The organism is Shouchella rhizosphaerae, assembly GCF_900142675.1.
GTDB classification, from domain to species: Bacteria; Bacillota; Bacilli; order Bacillales; family Bacillaceae_D; genus Shouchella; species Shouchella rhizosphaerae.
Genome location: NZ_FRBS01000002.1, coordinates 465484 through 486201 on the forward strand (window position 1 = coordinate 465484; position 20718 = coordinate 486201).

At 41.5% G+C, this 20718-nt stretch carries 24 protein-coding genes and 1 CRISPR repeat array; of the genes, 12 read left to right on the top strand and 12 right to left on the bottom strand.

What is annotated here, in order from left to right; translation table 11 throughout:
• Nucleotides 1-29: 29 nt before the first annotated feature.
• Entirely contained in the window at nucleotides 30-344 is a 315-nt protein-coding gene (locus BUC05_RS22045) for a DUF3784 domain-containing protein (RefSeq protein ID WP_368037979.1), read from the top strand.
• A 23-nt stretch (nucleotides 345-367) separates the two neighbouring features.
• Here the strand turns inward: BUC05_RS22045 and BUC05_RS08310 are convergent, their stop codons facing one another.
• Nucleotides 368-580, bottom strand: a complete 213-nt coding sequence (locus BUC05_RS08310) for a helix-turn-helix domain-containing protein (protein WP_063609100.1) — start codon at nucleotides 578-580, stop codon at nucleotides 368-370.
• Nucleotides 581-690: 110 nt separating this feature from the next.
• On the opposite strand from BUC05_RS08310, the gene BUC05_RS08315 reads away from it, so the two are divergent.
• Nucleotides 691-897 carry a hypothetical protein gene (locus BUC05_RS08315; RefSeq protein WP_011248522.1) on the top strand — a complete coding sequence of 69 codons (207 nt, stop codon included), beginning with the start codon at nucleotides 691-693 and terminating at the stop codon, nucleotides 895-897.
• Nucleotides 898-1044: 147 nt separating this feature from the next.
• Here BUC05_RS08315 and BUC05_RS08320 read toward each other — a convergent pair whose 3' ends face one another.
• From BUC05_RS08320 to BUC05_RS08330, 3 genes are all read right to left on the bottom strand, one after another.
• On the bottom strand, nucleotides 1045-1659 hold the full coding sequence (locus BUC05_RS08320) for a DJ-1/PfpI family protein (RefSeq protein WP_073304560.1): 615 nt from the start codon (nucleotides 1657-1659) through the stop codon (nucleotides 1045-1047).
• Between the two features lie 62 nt (nucleotides 1660-1721).
• Nucleotides 1722-1919, bottom strand: a complete 198-nt coding sequence (locus BUC05_RS08325; protein ID WP_073304562.1) for a hypothetical protein — start codon at nucleotides 1917-1919, stop codon at nucleotides 1722-1724.
• A gap of 3 nt (nucleotides 1920-1922) precedes the next feature.
• Nucleotides 1923-2504 (bottom strand): NAD(P)H oxidoreductase, encoded by a 582-nt coding sequence (locus tag BUC05_RS08330; protein WP_035206247.1) that lies wholly within the window; start codon nucleotides 2502-2504, stop codon nucleotides 1923-1925.
• A gap of 214 nt (nucleotides 2505-2718) precedes the next feature.
• Here BUC05_RS08330 and BUC05_RS08335 point away from each other — a divergent pair, with 214 nt between their 5' ends.
• The 7 genes from BUC05_RS08335 to BUC05_RS08365 all read left to right on the top strand — a co-directional run bounded on the left by BUC05_RS08335 (nucleotide 2719) and on the right by BUC05_RS08365 (nucleotide 8796).
• Nucleotides 2719-3090 carry a winged helix-turn-helix transcriptional regulator gene (locus BUC05_RS08335; RefSeq protein WP_035206248.1) on the top strand — a complete coding sequence of 124 codons (372 nt, stop codon included), beginning with the start codon at nucleotides 2719-2721 and terminating at the stop codon, nucleotides 3088-3090.
• 465 nt (nucleotides 3091-3555) lie between these two features.
• The gene (locus BUC05_RS08340; protein WP_035206249.1) at nucleotides 3556-3939 is read left to right on the top strand and encodes a YwqH-like family protein; all 384 of its coding nucleotides are present in this window, start codon (nucleotides 3556-3558) and stop codon (nucleotides 3937-3939) included.
• Complete coding sequence (locus BUC05_RS08345) at nucleotides 3932-4204, top strand: YwqI/YxiC family protein (RefSeq protein ID WP_073304564.1); 273 nt, start codon at nucleotides 3932-3934, stop codon at nucleotides 4202-4204. The genes BUC05_RS08340 and BUC05_RS08345 overlap by 8 nt, the downstream gene beginning before the upstream one ends.
• 144 nt (nucleotides 4205-4348) lie before the next feature.
• Entirely contained in the window at nucleotides 4349-6178 is a 1830-nt protein-coding gene (locus BUC05_RS08350) for an LXG domain-containing protein (protein WP_011248516.1), read from the top strand.
• A 426-nt stretch (nucleotides 6179-6604) separates the two neighbouring features.
• The gene (locus BUC05_RS08355) at nucleotides 6605-7039 is read left to right on the top strand and encodes a hypothetical protein (protein ID WP_142237530.1); all 435 of its coding nucleotides are present in this window, start codon (nucleotides 6605-6607) and stop codon (nucleotides 7037-7039) included.
• 69 nt (nucleotides 7040-7108) lie between these two features.
• On the top strand, nucleotides 7109-7987 hold the full coding sequence (locus BUC05_RS08360; protein WP_011248514.1) for a DUF6612 family protein: 879 nt from the start codon (nucleotides 7109-7111) through the stop codon (nucleotides 7985-7987).
• A 155-nt stretch (nucleotides 7988-8142) separates the two neighbouring features.
• Nucleotides 8143-8796 carry a hypothetical protein gene (locus BUC05_RS08365; RefSeq protein WP_095236460.1) on the top strand — a complete coding sequence of 218 codons (654 nt, stop codon included), beginning with the start codon at nucleotides 8143-8145 and terminating at the stop codon, nucleotides 8794-8796.
• Between the two features lie 291 nt (nucleotides 8797-9087).
• On the opposite strand, the gene BUC05_RS08370 is transcribed toward BUC05_RS08365, so the two are convergent.
• The 7 genes from BUC05_RS08370 to BUC05_RS08400 all read right to left on the bottom strand — a co-directional run bounded on the left by BUC05_RS08370 (nucleotide 9088) and on the right by BUC05_RS08400 (nucleotide 16175).
• Entirely contained in the window at nucleotides 9088-10596 is a 1509-nt protein-coding gene (locus tag BUC05_RS08370; protein ID WP_035202497.1) for a PH domain-containing protein, read from the bottom strand.
• Nucleotides 10596-11087 carry a PH domain-containing protein gene (locus BUC05_RS08375; RefSeq protein WP_011248511.1) on the bottom strand — a complete coding sequence of 164 codons (492 nt, stop codon included), beginning with the start codon at nucleotides 11085-11087 and terminating at the stop codon, nucleotides 10596-10598. The genes BUC05_RS08370 and BUC05_RS08375 overlap by 1 nt, the downstream gene beginning before the upstream one ends.
• 270 nt (nucleotides 11088-11357) lie before the next feature.
• Nucleotides 11358-12173 (bottom strand): CPBP family intramembrane glutamic endopeptidase, encoded by an 816-nt coding sequence (locus tag BUC05_RS08380; RefSeq protein ID WP_035202495.1) that lies wholly within the window; start codon nucleotides 12171-12173, stop codon nucleotides 11358-11360.
• 727 nt (nucleotides 12174-12900) lie between these two features.
• Nucleotides 12901-14217, bottom strand: coding sequence for a 6-phospho-beta-glucosidase (locus BUC05_RS08385; protein ID WP_035202492.1), 1317 nt, complete (start codon nucleotides 14215-14217; stop codon nucleotides 12901-12903).
• Nucleotides 14210-14515 (bottom strand): hypothetical protein, encoded by a 306-nt coding sequence (locus BUC05_RS08390; protein ID WP_011248506.1) that lies wholly within the window; start codon nucleotides 14513-14515, stop codon nucleotides 14210-14212. Before BUC05_RS08390 ends, BUC05_RS08385 begins: the two co-directional genes overlap by 8 nt.
• Before the next feature lie 58 nt (nucleotides 14516-14573).
• On the bottom strand, nucleotides 14574-15842 hold the full coding sequence (locus BUC05_RS08395; RefSeq protein WP_011248505.1) for a PTS sugar transporter subunit IIC: 1269 nt from the start codon (nucleotides 15840-15842) through the stop codon (nucleotides 14574-14576).
• Between the two features lie 24 nt (nucleotides 15843-15866).
• Nucleotides 15867-16175: a PTS sugar transporter subunit IIB gene (locus tag BUC05_RS08400; RefSeq protein ID WP_011248504.1), complete on the bottom strand. Its 309-nt coding sequence runs from the start codon at nucleotides 16173-16175 to the stop codon at nucleotides 15867-15869.
• Between the two features lie 186 nt (nucleotides 16176-16361).
• Between BUC05_RS08400 and BUC05_RS08405 the strand changes: the two genes are divergently transcribed.
• The 3 genes from BUC05_RS08405 to BUC05_RS08415 are packed head-to-tail and all read left to right on the top strand — an operon-like array spanning nucleotide 16362 to nucleotide 18689.
• Nucleotides 16362-16700, top strand: a complete 339-nt coding sequence (locus tag BUC05_RS08405) for a PTS sugar transporter subunit IIA (protein ID WP_011248503.1) — start codon at nucleotides 16362-16364, stop codon at nucleotides 16698-16700.
• 2 nt (nucleotides 16701-16702) lie between these two features.
• Complete coding sequence (locus tag BUC05_RS08410; protein WP_035202489.1) at nucleotides 16703-17788, top strand: DUF871 domain-containing protein; 1086 nt, start codon at nucleotides 16703-16705, stop codon at nucleotides 17786-17788.
• Between the two features lie 4 nt (nucleotides 17789-17792).
• Nucleotides 17793-18689 carry a BadF/BadG/BcrA/BcrD ATPase family protein gene (locus BUC05_RS08415; RefSeq protein WP_035202486.1) on the top strand — a complete coding sequence of 299 codons (897 nt, stop codon included), beginning with the start codon at nucleotides 17793-17795 and terminating at the stop codon, nucleotides 18687-18689.
• A gap of 284 nt (nucleotides 18690-18973) precedes the next feature.
• Nucleotides 18974-19337: direct repeats of the CRISPR family, unit length 32 nt; unit sequence GTCGCACTCTATGTGAGTGCGTGGATTGAAAT.
• A gap of 230 nt (nucleotides 19338-19567) precedes the next feature.
• On the opposite strand, the gene BUC05_RS08420 is transcribed toward BUC05_RS08415, so the two are convergent.
• Complete coding sequence (locus BUC05_RS08420; protein WP_035202484.1) at nucleotides 19568-20443, bottom strand: LysR family transcriptional regulator; 876 nt, start codon at nucleotides 20441-20443, stop codon at nucleotides 19568-19570.
• Between the last annotated feature and the right edge of the window lie 275 nt (nucleotides 20444-20718).

Below are 20718 nucleotides of genomic sequence, written 5' to 3' on the forward strand. Positions count from 1 at the left end.
CATGTGGTATGATACTACTTCTTTTACTGATGATTATTCTTTTCTTCGGAATATCCACTCTACTTTTCATTGGAAAAGGCGATTTTTTAATTGCCGGGTTAAATGCCATGAGCGAAGAGGAAAAGGAGAAGATTGACACAATCAGGTTGAATAGGTTCATGGGGAAAATGATGTATGTGATTTCTGGTGGATGCTATTGCTTTTTCTCTATCGTTTCTACAACTCTTCCCTTGTATTGGCGCTGGCTTTGTTGCTTCTCGTCTTACGGACTATTTTTATTGCGATTTTTATGTTTAACTTTGACTCTTTTCGAAAATAAACAGGAATGTCAGCCTCATCATTAGGAGCTGGACTCCACTGAATGACCCTACCTATGTTCTAAATCTATAATCTCCCGTATATCTTCAATTTCCAATGCCTCTGCAATCCTTTCAATATGGCTAAAATTAATATTTTGCCTCTTTCCATTCGCTAGCTCGCTGAGTGCGGCATGCCGAATGTCAGTTAATCTCGAGAGTTCCCTTAAAGACAAGTTGTATGTATCTAAAAGCTGTTTAATCTTTATGTTGACTTTTACCATAGATCGCCGCACCCTCTGCTTGGAATTGATTGACTATATGGAAAAGTTATCATACAATTAATTCACAACTGGTACTCTATTGCGTACCAAAGATAGAGGGAGGCTTGGCAATGGACGTATATTATATAAGGCTTTCATTGGCGGAAATTAAATTGGACCTTCTTTCTTTTGCTTATCAGGCAGCGACCAGTGGGTTTGATGAAATCGAGCATTCGGGAGAGCAACTAACGGCCATCGTAAAAAAAGTTGATCAGTTGGACGAGGTTTTGGAACGTGTGATAAGGAAAAAGGAAATTGGGAAGATACGTGATGAATAAGAGCTTTCGAGCGAATGGTTTTTCGAGGTAAAACTTTATTAAACACCGTCTTGAGAGTACTAGAATACAACGTCTATGCTATGCAAAAAAGCTAAATTCTCGATAAGGTGACTGGAGATTTAGCTTTTTCTTTCTTCTATGGAAGTGTTAGTCAAGTTCGATTGTATAAGCAGTCCGCCTAGCTGTCTCTGTGCCTAATCTTTTCCCAACGACGTGCAAGGCCATTTGAATTCCCGCTGAAATTCCTGCTGAGGTGATGACATTTCCTTCATCGACGTATTTAACGCCTCTTACGACTTCTACATCGGGAAAGTGTTTTTCTAACAAATTTAACGCAGCTCGGTTTGTCGTCGCTTTTTTTCCGTTAAGGATGCCAGCTTGTGCTAAGAAAAAGGCCCCTGTGCACACAGAAGCAATCGTCTTTTCCTCGTAGTTTTTTATCCAACGAATGATTTCTTCGTTATTCTGTACAAGTTGGATGGCTTTTAGAGGCCCTCCAGGAACAATGACAATGTCAAATGCGGGTGCATTTGAAAACGAGTAATCTGGCGTTACTTTTAATCCATTATGTACAGTAATTTGCCTTCCGTCTTGGGAAACGGTACTTACTGTAAAAGGTTTTTCCGTCAAGTTGTTCGTAAACATTCTTTTTACATCCTCGCTATTATATGTGGTTAGGTTGAAAACCTCATATGGCCCTGCGAAATCCAACGCATCCACATAATCGAATAGCAATATTCCGACATGCTCGTTTTTGCTCACGTTTAACCCTCCCCTCTTTATACTATACCCCGGTAGTGTATAAAAGCCAACCTTTTTATCATTCATACCCAGCTTTTCTTAATCAAACGTTTAATTAAAGTGGTCATAGGAAGCAATAAACGCTGTTTTGGGAATAGAGGCTGATCAATTAAAAAAGAGCCAATGATGGCTCTTACTGGTTGTAAAACCGATTGTCCGTTGCATAAGCCTTTCCCACCCGCAATTCCAGCACACACTGTTCGCAAAATAAAATTCGTCATGTCTCAGGATTCATCCTTGCCATAATTCAAACCGAAGCGGTAAGCTTGATCGAGCAGCCTTTCGTAATGTTCTGGCTTTGAATCGAGTGTCTCATATAGGAATTCAACTTTGGAGTTGGAGATACCGCAATAATCGGCAATGCCTACATTGAGCAAATGCGTCATCTTTTCATCATAATCGCGCTTTTTCATCTGTTCTTTTGAAACGCCGGCCAACCCAAGCCATAACACATGCTGATGGTGAAGATGGCTCGAACCGTACGCAAACCCATTGTTAAAAACGCGATCAATATACCCCTTTAGCATCGCTGGCAAATGCCACCACCAAATTGGATAAATAAAAGCCAACGCATCATGCTTCTTTAACCGCTTTATTTCCGCTTCCACTTCAGGCGAGAAAGGCTGCTCCGCCACGGTCCAATCAGGTTCATCTATCCCTTTTAAAACAGGGTCAAAACCACTTTCATGTAAATCCAACAGCTCATACTCATGACCCGCGTCGGCTAGCCCTTGTGCGAAACGTTCAGCGACTTTAAAGGTCAAGGAATCCTTTCTTGGATGTGAAACAACCGTTAACACGTTCATGCTTATATCGTCACGACCTTTCTCAACAGCTCATATATAGCCATCCATAATGGCTGATGCTATTATAAACAGTAAGAAAACGATCTGGAAGTACGTACTTTAAAGTGCTATAGGAACATCAAAGTACCCTAGGTGCATTTCATGGAAATAGACCTTTGGCCTAAAAATGAGTGGTTGTTCCAAGCAAACTTTGCCTTTGAACGGAGGGGAAGAGATGGCTGAACAGACGGAAAAAAGCAGTCAAAAGAAGTACCACGTTGGCGTGGAAGTGGCTTTAGAAGTAATGGGAGGCAAATGGAAGCCGTTAATCATTTACCATTTGATGACAGGGCGGAAACGGACATCCGAGCTTCGCCGGTTAATCCCTGGCATTACCCAAAAAATGCTGACTACCCAGCTTAGAGGCTTGGAAAAGGATGAGATCGTTACCCGAAAAGTTTACAATGAGGTCCCACCTAAAGTCGAGTATGAATTAACGCCCTACGGCTGGGGACTAAAACCCGCACTTGACCATTTATGCTATTGGGGAGAGGATCACCTGGAAAAGGTGTATGGAGACAAATCGAAAGTTTTGGAAGAATTTTAAAGCGCTATAGAGTAAATTCAGGAGTTTAGAAGATAGAAAAGCCTTCAATCGGAGGCTTTTTTTCTTTGTAGAAAATGGAATGGTGGAAATAAAATGATGCTGTTTAATTCATGAGGGGAGAGTAGGTTTGTCCATAATAGAGTGGACACAATCACTGTTCGAAAACGATGAAGAAAAGTAAACTTACAGTTATTGAAAATCCAATTCATGACAAAAAGGGGGTTGTTTTATATCCATACCCTTATTTAAAATAGAGGGGTATGAAGCAATTTCCATTTAATAGAATGTAAGGTTGTTAGCCAAATGTTATCAAATTGGTTAAATGAAACGGCTGAAGTAGACAAAGCGCGAACGATGAAAAGAGCATGTTAAATTTACTTTACTATCGTGTCTGTTGTCGTTTCACTATGAAGATGCAGCGCCTTCGACGAAAGGAGCGAAGGTAGGAAAGGAGAGGAAACAACGGTGCATGAACGAATTGTACGCCTAAAAAGCCGGAACAATGAATTAAGAGCCCGTGTGGGGGAGGCACAAGGAAATATAGAACGTTTGGAAACCGCGAGAACGACGATATCGGAAGAGAAGCCGAATGTCCAAGACAATCGTGAAACTTTGACACGCAAGGCTCTCGATGGCGATGAGTGGCGGGGAAATCGCAAAGAGGAGTACGAAGGGTTAAGGGATGACATCAAGGCGAAATTCGATGAGGCTGAAAGCCACATTGAGCAATTGCTAGAAGATATGAAGGCGAAGAAAGCACAGCTGCAATCGAGCATTGAGACGATGCAAAACACGATGATGTTGAACGAATTACTCATAAGAGAAGAGAGGGAAAAAGCCCGTGGCTGAGATTTTATTTGAAAAAAGCGATGTAGAAGAGAAGTTCTCGCAATTGAAAAATGGCGCAAATGAATTTCCCGCCGACCTCGAACTTCCTTCTATTTCAACAAGTGAACTACGCACGGTTGAGCAATTCAAAGAAGTCGAAGAAATGTACCATGAACTGATCATCAGTTATATCGCTGCTCTAGGAAAAGGGGCAGAAACAGCATGGAATAATATCCAAACACTAGGGGAAGCGGATGAAGCCCTTTCGCAAAGTATGGGCTCCTAACACCTAGATGGACTCATTGTTTAAAAGTTGAAGGATCATCCTCATTCATTCACTGAAATTTCATCCTTTTGGATATTAAGAAATGGATGGAAAGAATCAAAACCGTTCACATACAAATCGTTTTAAGAGGGAAGGAGGCCGGAAATGATTCTCGATACGAATGAACTGATTACGGAAATCGAACGTTCGATTGAACAAAAACGAGATCACCGGGACCAATTGCAAACGCTTCAATCCAAAGTAGAAGCCATCTGTCAGTTAGAAACCCTCCAAGGAGAGGGAGGCGCAGCAATCAAAGACTACTTCACAACGCTGCACTTGCCTGTACTATTATTCTTCCAACAGTTTATCGAAACGCATATTAGCCAGCTCGAGACGGTGAAAGACAACTTGCTTTCCTATGACGGCGATGCCAATACCCTTGTCCGGACAGAGTTTCTGAATGAAGTGAAGATGGATTTGAACCGTGTCATCAACTATACGAGAGACTCGGCGAACATCATTAACAGCGCATACGAATCGGTGAGTGATCTGATCCACACAGGCCGCTGGGAGTCATCAGCCCTAACAGATAAAGCGAGAGAAGCGAGGGATCAGCTTAAAGACACGGAAGACCACTTAGAGGAAACCGACCAAAACAATCAAACCGTGCTCGAAACTTCCAAAGCCACGCTAGAACATCTCGAAGCCTTGGTGCGCAAAGTCGAAGGATGGACGACGAAAGAGGCGATGCTTTCTCAAACAACACTCAGCGATATTTCCGCCTATTTCCAGGAGGGCGAAGCCGTTCTTTCCCTGTTGGGTGTAGACCATATGAATGATCTACTAGATAAAATGCTAGTGGGGGTAGATGGGGAAGGATTAACAGATGTCGAACATGCACTGCTTTATCATTATCTTCATCGTGAAGTCATTCAGGGAGTAACGAGTCTAGTAAAAGAAGACACAGCAGGATTGCAAGAACGTCTGAACTATGAAGTGCTTGTCTCAGACGATGCATTAGCAAAAGAAATCATGATAATGGAGTTTTATATCTATGCGCCAGCAGTCAATCCAGCGCTATCTAACGACCCCGAAGAGCAGGCAATGATTCAGGCGTATACAAGTACGTTAAGAAACCATCAAGCTTCAATTGCGCATATAAGAAAGGATCACAACCATCTTGAATTAGAAGGAAACCCATTGCGCGCATTTGTAAGTAAATTGGAAGTGAAACAAGAAGGAAATGCGTCTGTGTCGATACATTCCCGTTTGGCTTTTGATCTTATGGGTTCCAGTGCAGCAATCCCCCACGCTCAATGGATAGAGAGAAAAGTGTCACCTGATGTAGATGAGGGAACGTTAAAGCAGCACGGAATGACAAAGGAAGCGTATATTAAGGAAGGTCACCATTTATTAGAGCCAGGGATCGTCCAATCGGCATCAGAAGTAACTCATTATAGGGGACAAAGTGCTGGTTTCGAGTTTGGCAGAATTCATAGGGAAGAGCGTGAGGAAGACCTTCAAAATTTCACAGCGAATTTTGTTATTGGAAAAGTGGTAGATGCAACCGTGGGAAAAGCGGTAGATGCAGCGGTCACTGCTATAAAAATACCTGGGTTTGTCATTAAAGCGGGAAATATTGTGATGATGGTGCCTGAGCACAACGCGGAAAAGAGCGAGGAAGAACGTCAAATTAATGGAGAAAAAACAATGGAAGCAGCTAAACTGTTGAAAATGGAGGTAACGGAGTCACAACGTATGGAAATGCGAGCTCAACCTGAGCCTGAAATCCAACTTCATCCTACCCAACACACAGAAGAGATATTAAAGAGGTGGGAAGAGAAGGCGGGTGAAATAGAAATGATTGAGTACCCTGTTGAGGCGGTTAAAAATAATGAATGGGATGAAGTGTATGATGCGTTATTAGAAATTAATTATACAGATGGTATTCGTCAAGAAGATTACGATTATATCCTTGGATCTAAAGATTAGTCGTTGGATTTTGAGCCTGTCTGGTATAACAACTAATCATTTGACTTGAATTCTTTGGCATAAGATCATCCAGAGCAACTATGAACAATTTTGAACAAACCAATGCACGAAGGCAAGTAAAGCAATACCAGGCTTTGTGGAATTGGCTTTAGACAACTGCACCTAAATTATCTTGAATGTGGCTTCTGTAACGATATCGTCATAGGTTGTTTCTCTGTTGCTCAAGATTCTGACATACAAGGTAGGGGGAGCTCTATCTTAGAGTATCACTATCTCGACCTATCAGTGTATCTTATTGAAATTTAGGTATCGTCCCATAGGACGTCAGAAAAGCAAGTTAAGTTTCCCGTTGTTTAAGGCAGAAAGAGTAGGTGAATGACTGTGAGCAAATATAGAAAAAAGATAGTTAATGGACTGACAATATGTATGCTAGTTTTAATTTTGCCAGGGTGCAATATAACTGAGAATGATCTTATTGGTGGCACTTGGGTAGCGACTTCAGGCTATATTGATGGAGAGGCAACGGGGGAGCCTGATTGTGGCCAGTTTGCTTTAGGAATGCGGTTTGTGGATGAAGAAACTCTTTATGTAGGGGAACCCGGTGAAGAAGAGGAGTTTGAATATGAGATTCGGGACGGAATAGATTATTACGGGGAAGAGCGTCGTTTCATTGAGTTTTTTAATGTTAACCGTAAAGAGGAGGCACTCAAAGAGAAATCCGAGGATGAAGTGCCAAAGGGAATGTATTCTTTTGGTTCGTTTGCGATTGAGAGAGGGGGAAAGGATGCCTTTGGAATGGAGACGAGGCCGGGGAAGTCAGAGGGAAAACATTGCTATATGGAACGCCAGGATAGTGAGTGACGTCCCTGTTCCTGCATGAAGCAATAAGGTTGGTTCATTAACGTTGAAACGAACGAAAGGACGATCCAGGTGAGAAGACGCGGACGGCACGCCTTTGTCTATGTATTTTTTGGACTGTTGACTTTTACGTCAGCGTGCGACACAGACGCGAAAGAGGATTTAACAAAAGAAGAAGCGATTATTGCGAAAACGATCGAGCAAGCAGAATCCGTTGATTCTTATACAGTAGAAGGAGGGGTATTGGAGGATTTTATATGGGAGGATGGGAGCACTGAATATAACTATCTTCTGGGCACAGTTTCAAGGATTGAATCCCTTCAACTCGCATACAATCAATATAGACAAGAATATAGTACTGGGGAAATAAAAACAACGGTGTTTACGGGTCAAATCTATCAAAATGAAGATGATGTTTATATAAATGTAGACGATGAGGGATGGAAAGCAAGGTCTGATCCTGATCGCTTTGAATATGAATACACCGATTATGAAGCGGCTATTACGTTTTTGGAGCATGTTGAAAATATTGAAGAAATGAGGATCGAAGAAACCGAAACGGAGTATGAAATTAGCTATGCCGAACCGGATGAATTTCTTTATCGGTTGAACGAGCCTCCTTCCGAGGCAACAAAAGATGGCATTACCTTTGAAGAGAACGGAAGTCCAGAGGTATTTCTCAGAATTAATAAAGGGGATTATACCGTGCAAGAGTTTACGACGAAGTTTTTTTATGAAGACAAGAACGGTGGAACAGCGAAAGGCATTACTACGTTGGAATCTCTTTTTGCTGATATCAACAAAATCGAAGCTGAGGACCTCGAAATTCCGGAGGAAGTAATTGAAGAAGCGGAGGCAAATGAGGAGGCGGGGCAGGAAGGGAAAAGCTTGTGTAGAAGGGGTTATTTGATGCCCCTTACTCTCGCCTTAAAACGGATCAATACATATTAACCTTGGCGTATTAAAGCTAAAGTTAAGGGCAGTATTCGTTTGTAAACTGGAGAAACAGGAGGAAGGCAGAAAGGACGATCCAGATGAGGTGAGGCGGAGGGCACGCCTTTGTCTATGTATTTTGGGGGTTGCCGATTTTTATGGCAGCATGCAGTATGAACGCTGAAGATGAGGACTTATCAAAAGTAGAAGCGGTTATTGCACAAATAATCGAGAGAGCTGAAATGGTGAACTCTTATGCTCTAGAGTTTGAAGTGCGTGATGATATTGCCTGGGGAGATGGAGACATAAGTTACACTCATTCCATGCTTTCAGGACTTTCATTTTCTAATCCTCAACGTGGGTATTACCAAATGACTGAGGTAGAAGGCAACGGAGAAACAGAAACTACTGTGTTTACAGACGAAATCTATGAAGATGAAGATGCAGTCTACGTAAACTTTAATCAAGAAGGATGGATAAAATCTGAAAGCTATAATAATTATAACGAGACAGGTTTTGAAGCAATGATTCAACTATTAAAGGAAATAAAGAATACGGAAGAGATAATTATTGAAGAAAACGAGAAGACTTTTGAAATCACCTTTCCTGAAATGGTTGAATTCTATGCACAGGTGCTTTCCGTAATGGAGAGTGATGCCTTTGTGGGGACTGGAGTTCCGGAAGCATTTATTAAAATTGACAAAGAAGACTATTCGGTTCGAGAGTTTACGACAAATTTTTTTATGATGCCAGGACAGGGAGCACATCAGAAAGAATGGTTACAATTGAATTTCGTTTTGATGATATCAACGAAATTGAAGATATAACAATCCCCGCCGAAGTCATTAAAGAAGCGGAACAAAACGAATAGCAAAAAAGAAGACGCGATACATAGGGAGTAAGGCTAACAGCCTGTTAGAAGAAGTCACTCGAAAGGTCAACCAATGGCGAAATCGCATCTCCGGCCAACAAAAAAACGCACCAAGTCGGTATGATGCGTTTTTCCGTTAGATTTAGTGGCTAGGCGATCCTGCCTACACTGTTATTCTTCAGCAGTTTTCAAACATCACTCATTGATGGCTTTTCCTTGCAGGAGTTCCCCGCCGTATGTTTGCTCTCTATTCAACGGTAATGTCATTTTTTCGTCCTCTGTACCATTGTAAAAAGGAATGGGCGAGTTCAACCGGCACGTCATTGATTCCTGAATGGCGCACGGGGTTTCCTCGATTGGTTGTCTCAATCGAGGCGAGGCCCAACCTTTTTTGGAGGATGTTTCGAGTGATCTTTGCTTTAATGACTTTTTCTCGTTTTGAGACAAATAAAGAGGTCGTGAATGCGCCTGTTTTAAACTGGATAAAATGGTCGTTGATCGCATAGCGGGTATGGAAAAAATCGAACAACCTTGCGATCAATAGATAAACCAAAAGGGCTGCTGATACGATTATCCAGGACTGCTCTATATTGAAAATGGCAGGTTTAAAGTAAAATAAAGCACCGGTGGCAAGGAGCCAGAACCAACTCGGCCGCAATATGCGGAGCCACAAGGATTTTGTTGGAAGACGAGTCATTTCTGTTGTAATCGTGTAGGACGGTAACATGTCTGATATCATCTCATAGGCTTTGTTTACTGGGAGAAACGGATAGAGCGTATTTTTTTCGAGTGCCTCTTCTCCAGAACGTAGCCCCCCGGCACTTGTTAGTTTGACTTCTGCGAGTCCGAGAAGTCTTTTTACCATGGACTGTTCTATTTCAATGGCTTGTACCTTGTCTTTGGAAATGGAAAAGGCAGTTTCGTCGATAACGCCTCTGTTAATGTAAATATGAGTGGCATCTGAAGCGATTTCGTATTTTCCATACTTTACATACGTTCGAATAAGTCCAAAGATCGTTGAGGCGATTATGAGCACGATGATGATGATGGCTACAATCCACCAGGAACTTGCTAGTTTGTTGATGAGTCCTTCTGTCGTATCTTCGACATGAAAAAGATCGTTGATTTTAAAATAAAATGAACCAATTAAAGGAATGAGCACCAAAAAACTTAAAGATGTAACAGATGCTTTTAAAATGTCTCTTTTTGTCGGTTGAAAATGAATCGTACGCTCTTGAGCGGGATCCCTGGGATGCGCTTCTTCGTCATTTGGATCATGTGATGGATGATTCCAACCGTCTAATTCCTCGTCAGTCGCCCTTTTGATGTGTGCTTCTATCTGTTCAGCTTCTGCTTTTGATAGAACTTCAAATTTTATATGGGCATTTTCCCCTGTCATCGCGATTTCAAAATGAATCGAAGTCCTTTTAAAGACACGATGGAGGAACGAGGTGTGACGGTTGATGTTTTCGATTTTTGAAAACGGAATCGTTTGTTCCGTTTTGCTGAAAAGGCCTTTGTAAAGGTGGAAGGACTGCTCATCCAACTTGTATTTATGGGTCACCCATTTATAGATAATCGAAAAAAGGATCAATCCAACTATGATCCAGAAAGCCATTCGCCCATATTTAATGAAGGCAGATTCGGAACCGGCCATGACGACGTATAAATAAATGACAAAGAAAAAAGCATTTCGTACAAGGTTGATCAAGTGAAAAAGCATCGTATATGGAGAATAACGCTTGGCTTTTGTCATTACTCCACTTCCTTAATTCTTGCATATTGGGCAATTTGATTCCGCAACTCAACTGCCGCTTCTTTTGGCAATGCAGGTATGGTGTGAGACGATCCCATCGTTTCCACGGAAACGGAACAGAGGCCGTATTTTCTAAGAAGCGGGCCTTGCTCGGTTGCGACTGATTGGATTTTTGTCATCGGTACAAGTTCATGGGTTTCTTTTAATGCACCTGATTTTAGTTGTAAATATGCTTCATCGACATCATAGCGCCAATGTTTGTAAAGCAAGAAGGGGCGAATCACTGACCAAATCCAGCCGATAATCGTTAACACGGTCGCCCCGATTAAGAGCCATCCAACCCATTCTTTCCATAAAAAACGATCATCAAGGTAAAAAAGGATTCCCAAGATGATGAGAACGATCATATTTCCAATCGCGTCACTGATAAGCCAAACCTTGATTGCATCCTTCGATAAACGTTTCTGAGGTGCGTTTATGGGGATACTCAAACAATCACCACCTATATTCTATGCCTATTATACATCGCTTTAAGTGCCGGTTCATCCATCTCAATATGAGTCGCTATTTTCTATAAATTAAAACCCCTTGATAGGAAGTAGAATCAACTGTGTGTTGATTGGCAAGAGACAGTTTAGTAATGGGAATGGATGTATTTAGCACAGTAATCTGGTAAAATATCATTTTCCACAAAAAACACTCAGAATGTTTCACTTCTGAGTGCAATTGAAATCAATATATACTTTTTCAACAATCGCTCCCTACTTCAGTAGACCGCTTAAATTATCATTTCTTTTTCTTTTATTCAACACGAGCAGGCTTGTAATGAGAATTAAATTAGCTATGGAAACAATAATACTGCCTTCAAATTTATATGTACCACCTGAAATCAACAAACTTCCTTGAAAAGTATTGATTAGAAGGTTTGGATAATCACCTGCCAAAGAAACGCCACCCAATATAATTGCCCCAACTGTATTCCAAATGAAATGGATAATTATTGGTGCCACTATTGTTCCTGTATACTCTAAAAGTAACGTTACAAATATGCTCATCGAAATAACATTAATCACTGGGATCATACCTGCTTCAAATGCGCCCCCATGCATCACGGTAAATAAAATTGTTGTTAAAATGGTTGCCACAATAACATTATATTTCTGTTTCCATAATTGATATAAATACCCTCTTACCAACAATTCCTGCATCGCAACATTCAACAGTGATGCCAAAATCCAAATCCATATGTAATCAACACTGTTTTGACCCTGTATATTCATAGTTTTTGTAAGTAAGAAGACAGTTACTACGCTCCCTAACCACAAGACACCTAAAACCATACCTATTAAAGAACTTTTTAAGAATCTTGGAGCTACAGGAATTGTAATTTTACCCTTTTCTACAATAAAAACGAAGACAACTGACAACAAAACCACTACCACAAGGGGTGTAAACTCCCACCATAACCGTAAATACGCCTGACTGTTTGTATGTATATCAGGCGTAAATGATATTAAAATGGCCCAACTCATAAAAAAAATAATGGTTTTTAAAATGGTACTGGTTAACTTTTTCATTATTGATTCCTCTTTTCTACCTAAGACAAACTGTGCAGTAATCTGGTCCGTTTGCTGAATATCATACTTTTAATAGCTTAACACAAAAACAATATTTCTCTAAAATGGATAGCAAAAAGTACTGAGGAGGAAGGGGAACCGTCAAAGTTAACCAAATGCCTGAACAGAAAGAACGGATTAAGAGACGTAAAGAAAACCAAAGACTTGCGATGGAGAACGATATTTTAAAGCGAGCCGATGGGTGGATGGACGCTTGGAGTGAGAGGGAACGCAGTAATGGATAAACCGATTAAGATTCGCCAATTACTAGGAGCCGCTATTGCTTACGTGCCAGCCCTTTTTGTCATCAGTGGCCTCAGGGCTTTCTTTGTCGGGTTTCTCCCGCGAGCGACCATAGGATTAAAAAGATGAACTCCTTTATGTTATAGAAGCAAATGAGGAAAACAAGCCCTAAAGGCAAGAATTCTCTATGGTGTCGCACTCTATGTGGTTATATCGATTGAAAGTGGCTAAGGCTTTAGTATCCCATTCTCTGCATGTCGGTGGATGTTGACATCAGGAACAGGTGGTGCGCCTGATAACTTAGGGCAATTTATCCATTTAAAAAGTGCAGAACCTGTAAAAGAACCACAGCGTTCTGCACGTTATTTATAGGGAGGGGGCTTGTAGAAGGAAAGTGTTGTTAGGTGAAATCCTCCTTGCCTGAGAAAGGGGGAATCGTTGCTCACTATTGGAATTGGGGCAAATCCGTTTTGTGCGCTTCTAGCATCTCATCCAATATCTCTTTTGCTTTTACGTCGCTCGTAATTAGCGGGTTGATGCAAAGAGCCAGTAATGCTTGTTCATAAGAACCTGTTACGGCCGCTTCAATCGCCACTAGTTCAAATGATTTGATTTGTTGGATGAGGCCATTGATCGAGTAAGGAAGTTCTCCTATAGCTAATGGAATGGGCCCCTGCTTTGTGACAATGCAGTTAACTTCAACGACTGTATCGTTAGGGAGATTGGTAATCGCCCCTTCATTGCGGGTGTTGAGTGTTTGGACATCCCCTTTATCGTTGTAAATGGAAGAAATTAAATTACACGCAGCATCACTGTAATAGGCGCCTCCGCGTTTTTCGAGCTGTGGTGGCTTTATGTCAAGGTCGGGGTCTTTATAGAGTTCGAACAATTCATCTTCTAATTGCTTAACGACTTCGGCGCGTGTCTTACCTTGTTTAAACTCTTCCAATTCCTTTTGCAAGATTTCGTTCGTTTTGTAATAATAGCGATGATACGGGCTCGGTATGCAGCCAAGCGCCTTCATAAACGCCTTCTCCCAAGGGAGTGGGATGATGTTTTTCATTGTTACTTCATGATCGGGATCTGTTACTAAGTCGATGACGTCATTCAATCTCGATTCACCGTTTACATGGACGTCAAGGCCGTAGGACATATGGTTTAGCCCAGCAAATGTAATCGTCAGTTGGTCAGGTGGGACGTCTAATAATGTCGCTATGGTCATTTTCGTGTTGATCGGTACATTGCAGACGCCGATGATTTTTTTGTGTTGACTATATTTCATGACCGCTTCTGTGACAATTCCAGCAGGGTTGGTAAAGTTGATGAGCCACGCATTTGGGCATAGTTCGTGCATTTGTTCGGCGATCTCTAATAAGACGGGAATGGTTCGGAGTGCTTTAAATAAACCACCTGCCCCGTTTGTTTCCTGGCCGATCATCCCGTGTTTTAATGGAATGCGTTCGTCTTTAATCCGAGCCTCTAATAAGCCAACACGCATTTGCGTTGTAACAAAATCGGCGTCTTTCAATGCTTCTTTTCGGTCAAAGGTGGTATAAATAGTGATCGGCAGGCCCGCCTTTTTCACCATTCGCTTCGCCAAGTTTCCGACAATCTCTAGTTTTTCTTTTCCTTTTTCTATATCAACTAGCCACAGTTCGCGAACGGGAAGCTCTTTATGGCGTTTTATTAATCCTTCAACGAATTCAGGTGTATAACTTGATCCCCCGCCAATCGTTACGATTTTAATGCCTTTCTTACCCAAGCAGATCGCCTCCAAACACAAACGTCATTAATGCGCTCGTAGCAAAGCCGACAATAATGGCGATGCGTATTCTTTGTCTATTTAATCGTTTGTCCGTTGTTTTTCCGTCAATTTTCGTTAGTACAATGCCTATTCCAATAGCTGCAGAAATCCCTGCGCTTAGAAAGGCACTCATCGTTTCAGAAAGGTGAATGTATTTGAGTGGAATGGAAAGGAGAAGCATTCCAAAAAACAAAATCATCATAAAGACGAAAACACCTTTAGGGCTTATGCGAGGAATTAATCTTGATTGCTCCACAAGACAACCTCCTAATGACCTAATGAGGGGATCGGAAGGATCCCCTCAGGCCCGTATTTTATTGCTCTTCGTTTTGTTCCATCGCAAGCATTTTTTTGTCGTAGATTCGTAGAAATGGCAAATAAATCACGACAGATATGGCAAGGTTTACTAGGACAAGAATAATGGAACGCCAATCGCCACCTGTCGCTAAATAGGCGCCTATTGGGGCCGGGAGTGTCCACGGTGCTTTTATAAATGTAGGCGATACAAGGCCAACAGAAGTCGCTAAATAGGCAATGACGGCTGTAATGATTGGCGTGATAATAAACGGAATGACTAAAATCGGATTTAATACGATAGGTAAACCAAAAATAACGGGTTCATTAATATTAAAAATACTTGGTACGGCAACGGTTCTACCTAGACTTTTTAAATACTTGGACCGTGCAAAAATCAACATGACAATGACTAGGCCTAACGTTGCGCCGGAGCCGCCAATCCATATAAACCATTGATATAAAGGTTCTGGGGCGATATGCGGAAGTTCACTTGCGCCTGATGCGACGGCTTCGCCATTTTTTAATAAGTATGTTTCCCATAGTGGGCGGGCAACGGAACCAACAACAGACACGCCGTGAATTCCGAAAGACCAGAAAAATGTAATTAAAAATACGGGTACCAATACCCCAAATAAGCTATCGCCAGCTGTGACGAGTGGGACCGTTAATTTCTCCACGAGAGCGTGCAAATTGACGCCCATAATGATTGTAATAAGCGTCATCAGCATAATGACAATCGCGACAGGGATGAGCGCTTCGAATGAACGGCTGACGGACGCGGGCACTGCCTCAGGAAGCCGAATCGTTATATTTCTTTGTTTACATATCCTAAAGATTTCGACAGATAGAATCGAAACGATAATCGTTACGAAAAGCCCACTTCCACCTAGATATTGCATCGGCAGCACAAAGCCTAACTCTTCAACAACAGAGGGAGTAATGGTCAACAGCAAGGAAGCGACTGCGATTTGACCACCAGACAATGGGTCGACTTTATAAGATTGTGCTAAGTTATAGCCAATGCCGAACGCCACGTATAACGACATGATAAACATGGTCATTCGATAAGGGATTAAAATTTGGTCAGCATTTTCCGTCGCCCATTGAGTCATTCCCCACGATTCGGGCAACGGAGGGAACGCAATAATTAAGAAGAATGAACCGACGATAATAAATGGCAAGGAGGAGACAACTCCATCGCGTACAGCTAAAAGGTGCCGCTGTTCCGCGAGCCTTGCCATCGGGTTAGATACTCTCTTTTCCAAGAAATCAATGAATTTCCCCATGACGTTCGCCTCTCTTTTTCTTCTTTATTTCACTAATTCTTGAAGCGTTTTCAACAATGTCGGACCGCCTAGTGGTGTATAGGCTTGCGGTGGAATTGGCCCACAAGGAACCCCGTATGCATCTGCTTCTTTTTTAATGTTGTCAAAACGATGTTTGATTTGCGGCGCTACCATCACGACATCCCAGTTGTTTTCTAGCTCTGCTGCCACTTCACTTGAACCAATCGCTTTTACTTCCAGGGCTTGTCCATGTTTTTCTGCTTCTTTCTTCAGGGTGTTGACGACGATCGCGCTAGACATACCACCTGAACATACAAACAATACTTTTGTCATTTCCAATCATCTCCTTCATGATTTTAAACTGTGAAGTTGTCTTTTGATTCTTTCTTGAAAAGGTTTTCACTTACATGTATTATAGGGTTAATGAAATAAAAATTCAATATAGTTATAGAGAAAAGCTAATTTAAATTTCGTATTATGTTTTTTTAATGAACGTAGAACATGTGAGGAGGAGTTACGATGAACGTAGAGGTGGAAATATTCAACATGATTTCGAACGCAGGTGATGCAAAATCGATTGCTTATGAAGCGTTAAAATTAGCGCAAAACAACGATTTTCATTTAGCGAATGAGAAATTGGAAACAGCCAATAAAACGTTAGCAAAAGCACATAATACCCAGACAAAATTGATTCAAGCAGAAATCAATGGGGAGCATGTGGAACAGTCTTTATTAATGGTCCATGCGCAAGACCACTTAATGGCAGCTATTAGCGAGATGTCATTAATTGAACAGATGATCGCCATTCTCCGCAGGGTAGCTCAATTAGAAGCGAGATCGGAAAGTGAGAGTGTGTAAACATGCAGCAGCTAGGGATATCGATTTATCCAAATCATTCAACAGCAGAAAAGGACAAACAGTATATACACGTAGCAAACCAATACGGGTTTACACGTGTATTTACTTGTCTATTATCAGTAGAACAAGACAACATTTTAGCTAGCTTCCAAGAGACGATTCACTATGCCAAACAGCTTGGGATGGAGGTCATATGCGATATCAATCCACGTGTATTCAAGGATTTGGGTATTTCTTATGATGATCTCACTTTTTTTAAAAACCTTGGAGCGGATGGCATCCGGTTAGACCTTGGTTTTACTGGAAACGAAGAGTCAATGATGACGTTTAATCCTCATGGGTTGTTCATAGAAGTCAACATGAGCAATTCTACGAAATACATTGACAATATTTTAAGCTTCCAACCCAACCGCAATAAGTTAATAGGTTGTCATAATTTTTACCCTCATCGCTATAGTGGATTGTCTTATGATTTCTTTATAGAATGCAGTGAGAAGTTTAAAAAATATGGATTAAGGACGGCTGCTTTTGTCTCTTCACAGGCGGCATCGTTTGGACCATGGCCGATTGTCGAAGGGCTGCCGACACTAGAAATGCATCGTGGTTTGCCTATTGACGTTCAAGCGAAACATTTGTTTGCCACGCGGTTGATTGATGATGTCATTATAGGCAATGCTTACGCCTCTGAAGAGGAACTTAAGCGTTTAAGCCAAATAAACAAGGCGAAACTGACATTTAATCTAGAACTCGTTGACTCTGTGAGCGATCTTGAGAAAAAAATTCTATTTGATGAACCCCACTTTTATCGAGGCGATGTTTCTGACTATATGATCCGCTCTACCCAAAGCCGCGTTAAATATAGAGGGGAAGCTTTCCCACCCCACAATACAACAGACATAAAAAGAGGGGATGTCGTCATAGAAAGTGAATTATATGAACAATATGCCGGTGAATTGCAAATTGCTTTAAAGGATATGACCAATTCGGGCCGGACAAATGTTATTGCGAGGATCAGAGAAGAGGAGATTTTCTTAATTGATTCCTTAAAGCCATGGGACAAATTTGCCTTTTCAGAATGGGATGGGTGAGCAAATGTACGTGATCGGGCTTGACGCAGGCGGCACGAAAACACACGGGGCTGTAATCGATCAGGAGCAAAACATTCATTTTTCGATCGAGACAGGGCCAGGAAACGTAGCTGTTGATAGCGAAAAAGCAAAAGAACATATAATGGCTGCCATACAAGCTTGTATACAAAGTAAGTACGGCAGTCTCTGTAAAGCGATTGTTTTAGGGATCGCCGGAATTGAAAAAGGGCATTTAAAAAGCGAATTCAAAACATTGGTTGAACAACACTTCCAATTGCCTGCATTGATGTTAAACGATGCCGAACTTGCGCTTTATGCCGTTCTCGAAGACGAAAATGGGGTATTGGCAATCGCAGGCACCGGCTCCGTATTGATTGGCAAAAAGGATGCAACGATCAAAATGGTTGGCGGTTGGGGGCATCTGCTCGGGGATGAAGGAAGCGCTTATCACATCGGAATACAAGCGTTAAAGCAATTAGCCTCGGAAATCGAGCAGGGGACCATTCAAACCAAATTAGCCAAGGCTTTGGCTACTCAGTACCAATTACCCGACGCATCAGCGGTAAAGGAGTTTGTTTACTCTTCCACCAAAAAAGAAATTGCCGACATCGCCCTGTTTGTGTATCGACGTGCACAAGACGACACAGATGCAAAAAAACTATTGGAACAAGCAGGAGAAGAACTAGCCCAGCAAGCCATTCGGTTAGTTAAACAACTTGAATTAGAAACATCGTCGATCCCGATCATAGTAAAAGGGAGTTTATTAGAGAAAAACGAATTTGTGCGCCACCATTTTGCCGAAAAACTAAAACAATGTTCAGCTGACATTTCGATTGTTTGTAAAAACCGACCAGCCGTAACAGGCGCTTTGCATGCATGGAAGATTTCAAGTCACCATTAAATAGGACCAACTTTTGTGCCTGGGCCGTTTCTTTAGAACGATTCAAGAGACAATGTTGAACCCAAGGGAAAGGATCACCTAAACGAGGATAACGAACAGTCAAAGTGCGAACCCCAAGCGCACATAAAATCCCTCGATCACCCGCACCAAAAATGGCCTTATATATGTGTTAAAATGTACAAAGATGTAATAATATGGTCTCATTTGCTGTGCTATGATAGAAAATAGAAGCGAAATCAATCATTTTCGGTTGTTTATTTTCCGGAAAATGGGTAAATGTCGCTGTCGCACTCTATGTGAGTGCGTGGATTGAAATATGTCAGACATGGCCTGATTGGCAAGCGTATATCGTCGCACTCTATGTGAGTGCGTGGATTGAAATTTTGGGCTCCTAATAACGTTTTATACATATTCTCACGTCGCACTCTATGTGAGTGCGTGGATTGAAATGATCATCGTTTCCCCTCCTATCTATAATCCGCAGTCGCACTCTATGTGAGTGCGTGGATTGAAATTGAAATTGCGCCCTCCTGCGTAAACAGTGGGGCAAGTCGCACTCTTTGTGAGTGCGTGGATTGAAATCCCATAATCGTGTCTTTAGCATCGCCATATAGTGGTCGCACTCTATGCGAGTGCGTCGATTGAATCTTTTTAACAGATGCTACCGATTCCGCATCTAAAGGTCACACGTGTGTAAGTAGAGTTTGGCCCCCACTCTTTTTCACGCAAAAACGTCGCACTCTATTTTGAGTGGAACGATGATCACTTCTACCTCTTGTTTGATTCCTTTCCTAACAAACCCATTTTCTTCTTGTAAAAGGTCTTTTGGATAAATGCAACTACCATTCCCGTGTGGAGAGTGCAAAATGGCGTAGCCATTAAAGCGAATGTGCTTTCTGGCGCAATTGGGTTGTAACGAATTGGACAAACGCTTTGACGACAGAAAGGTCGAGTGCGGAATTGGAATAGATTAACCACGTTTTTCTTAATAGTGGGTGGTTATCAATGGCAAGGATGCGGTTGTATAATTGGTCATGCGGACGAAGGGAAATTTGAGGGATGATTGCGTATCCTAAGCCATTGCGTACCATTTCTTTGCAAGTCTCGATACGGTCGACTTCCATCGTTACCATTGGTGGCTGGCTAAAATGATGGTTCCACCAGTCTTTGATCATATTATCAAAGATTGGATCGGTTTTATAGGATATTCTTCCAATAGAAGGGAGATCACCCATATGAATCTTATTCTTTGAAATTAAACACACATTTTCTTCGTTAAGAAGTATACTTTGTTCTTTCCATTCGTAGCTTCCACGGATAATGCCAATATGCACTTCTTTTCTTTCTAGTTTTTGTGATATTTTTGTACTCCAGCCAGTTGTAACGTTTACTTGTACATTGGGATAGACCGCAAGAAAATCTTTTAAAATCGTTGGTAATCGATAGTGGGCGAAATGACTGGAAACACCGATCCGTAAGTGGCCTTGGATGTTTCCGGCCATGTTTAGCAGTTGGTCTTTTGTTTTGGCTAATTCATTTAACATTTTCCTTGAATATTCGACTAAATACTCGCCTTCGCTTGTAAACTGCAGTCTTTTCGTTCCCCGTTTGGCAATTTCAACCCCAAACTCATTTTCCAAACTTCTTAGTCTGTACGTCAAGGCAGGTTGTGAAATAAACAATTTTTCGGCCGCTTTCGTTATGTTTTTCATTTCATATAATGTCTGCAACAGTTCCCAATCTTTTTCGTTCATTGCGGCCTCCCCTAATGTTTTTTGAAATATCTTTCATTTTACTTTAAAAAAACAGAAACAAGAAGGGATCATATTGGACCGGGAAGAAAATAGATGACCTTTTGTAAGTGTGTGGCTTATGATTTTCCTACCATTTGATTTAGTTAGGCTTACTTTCAAGAAAATATGTGTAAGATTTCTTATCAAAAAATTTTTAAAAAGACGGATTACAGCGATTCGATAAGCGTCGATAACAGGGCTTTCGATCCCGCGTCTTTATTCAGTTATCCCACATT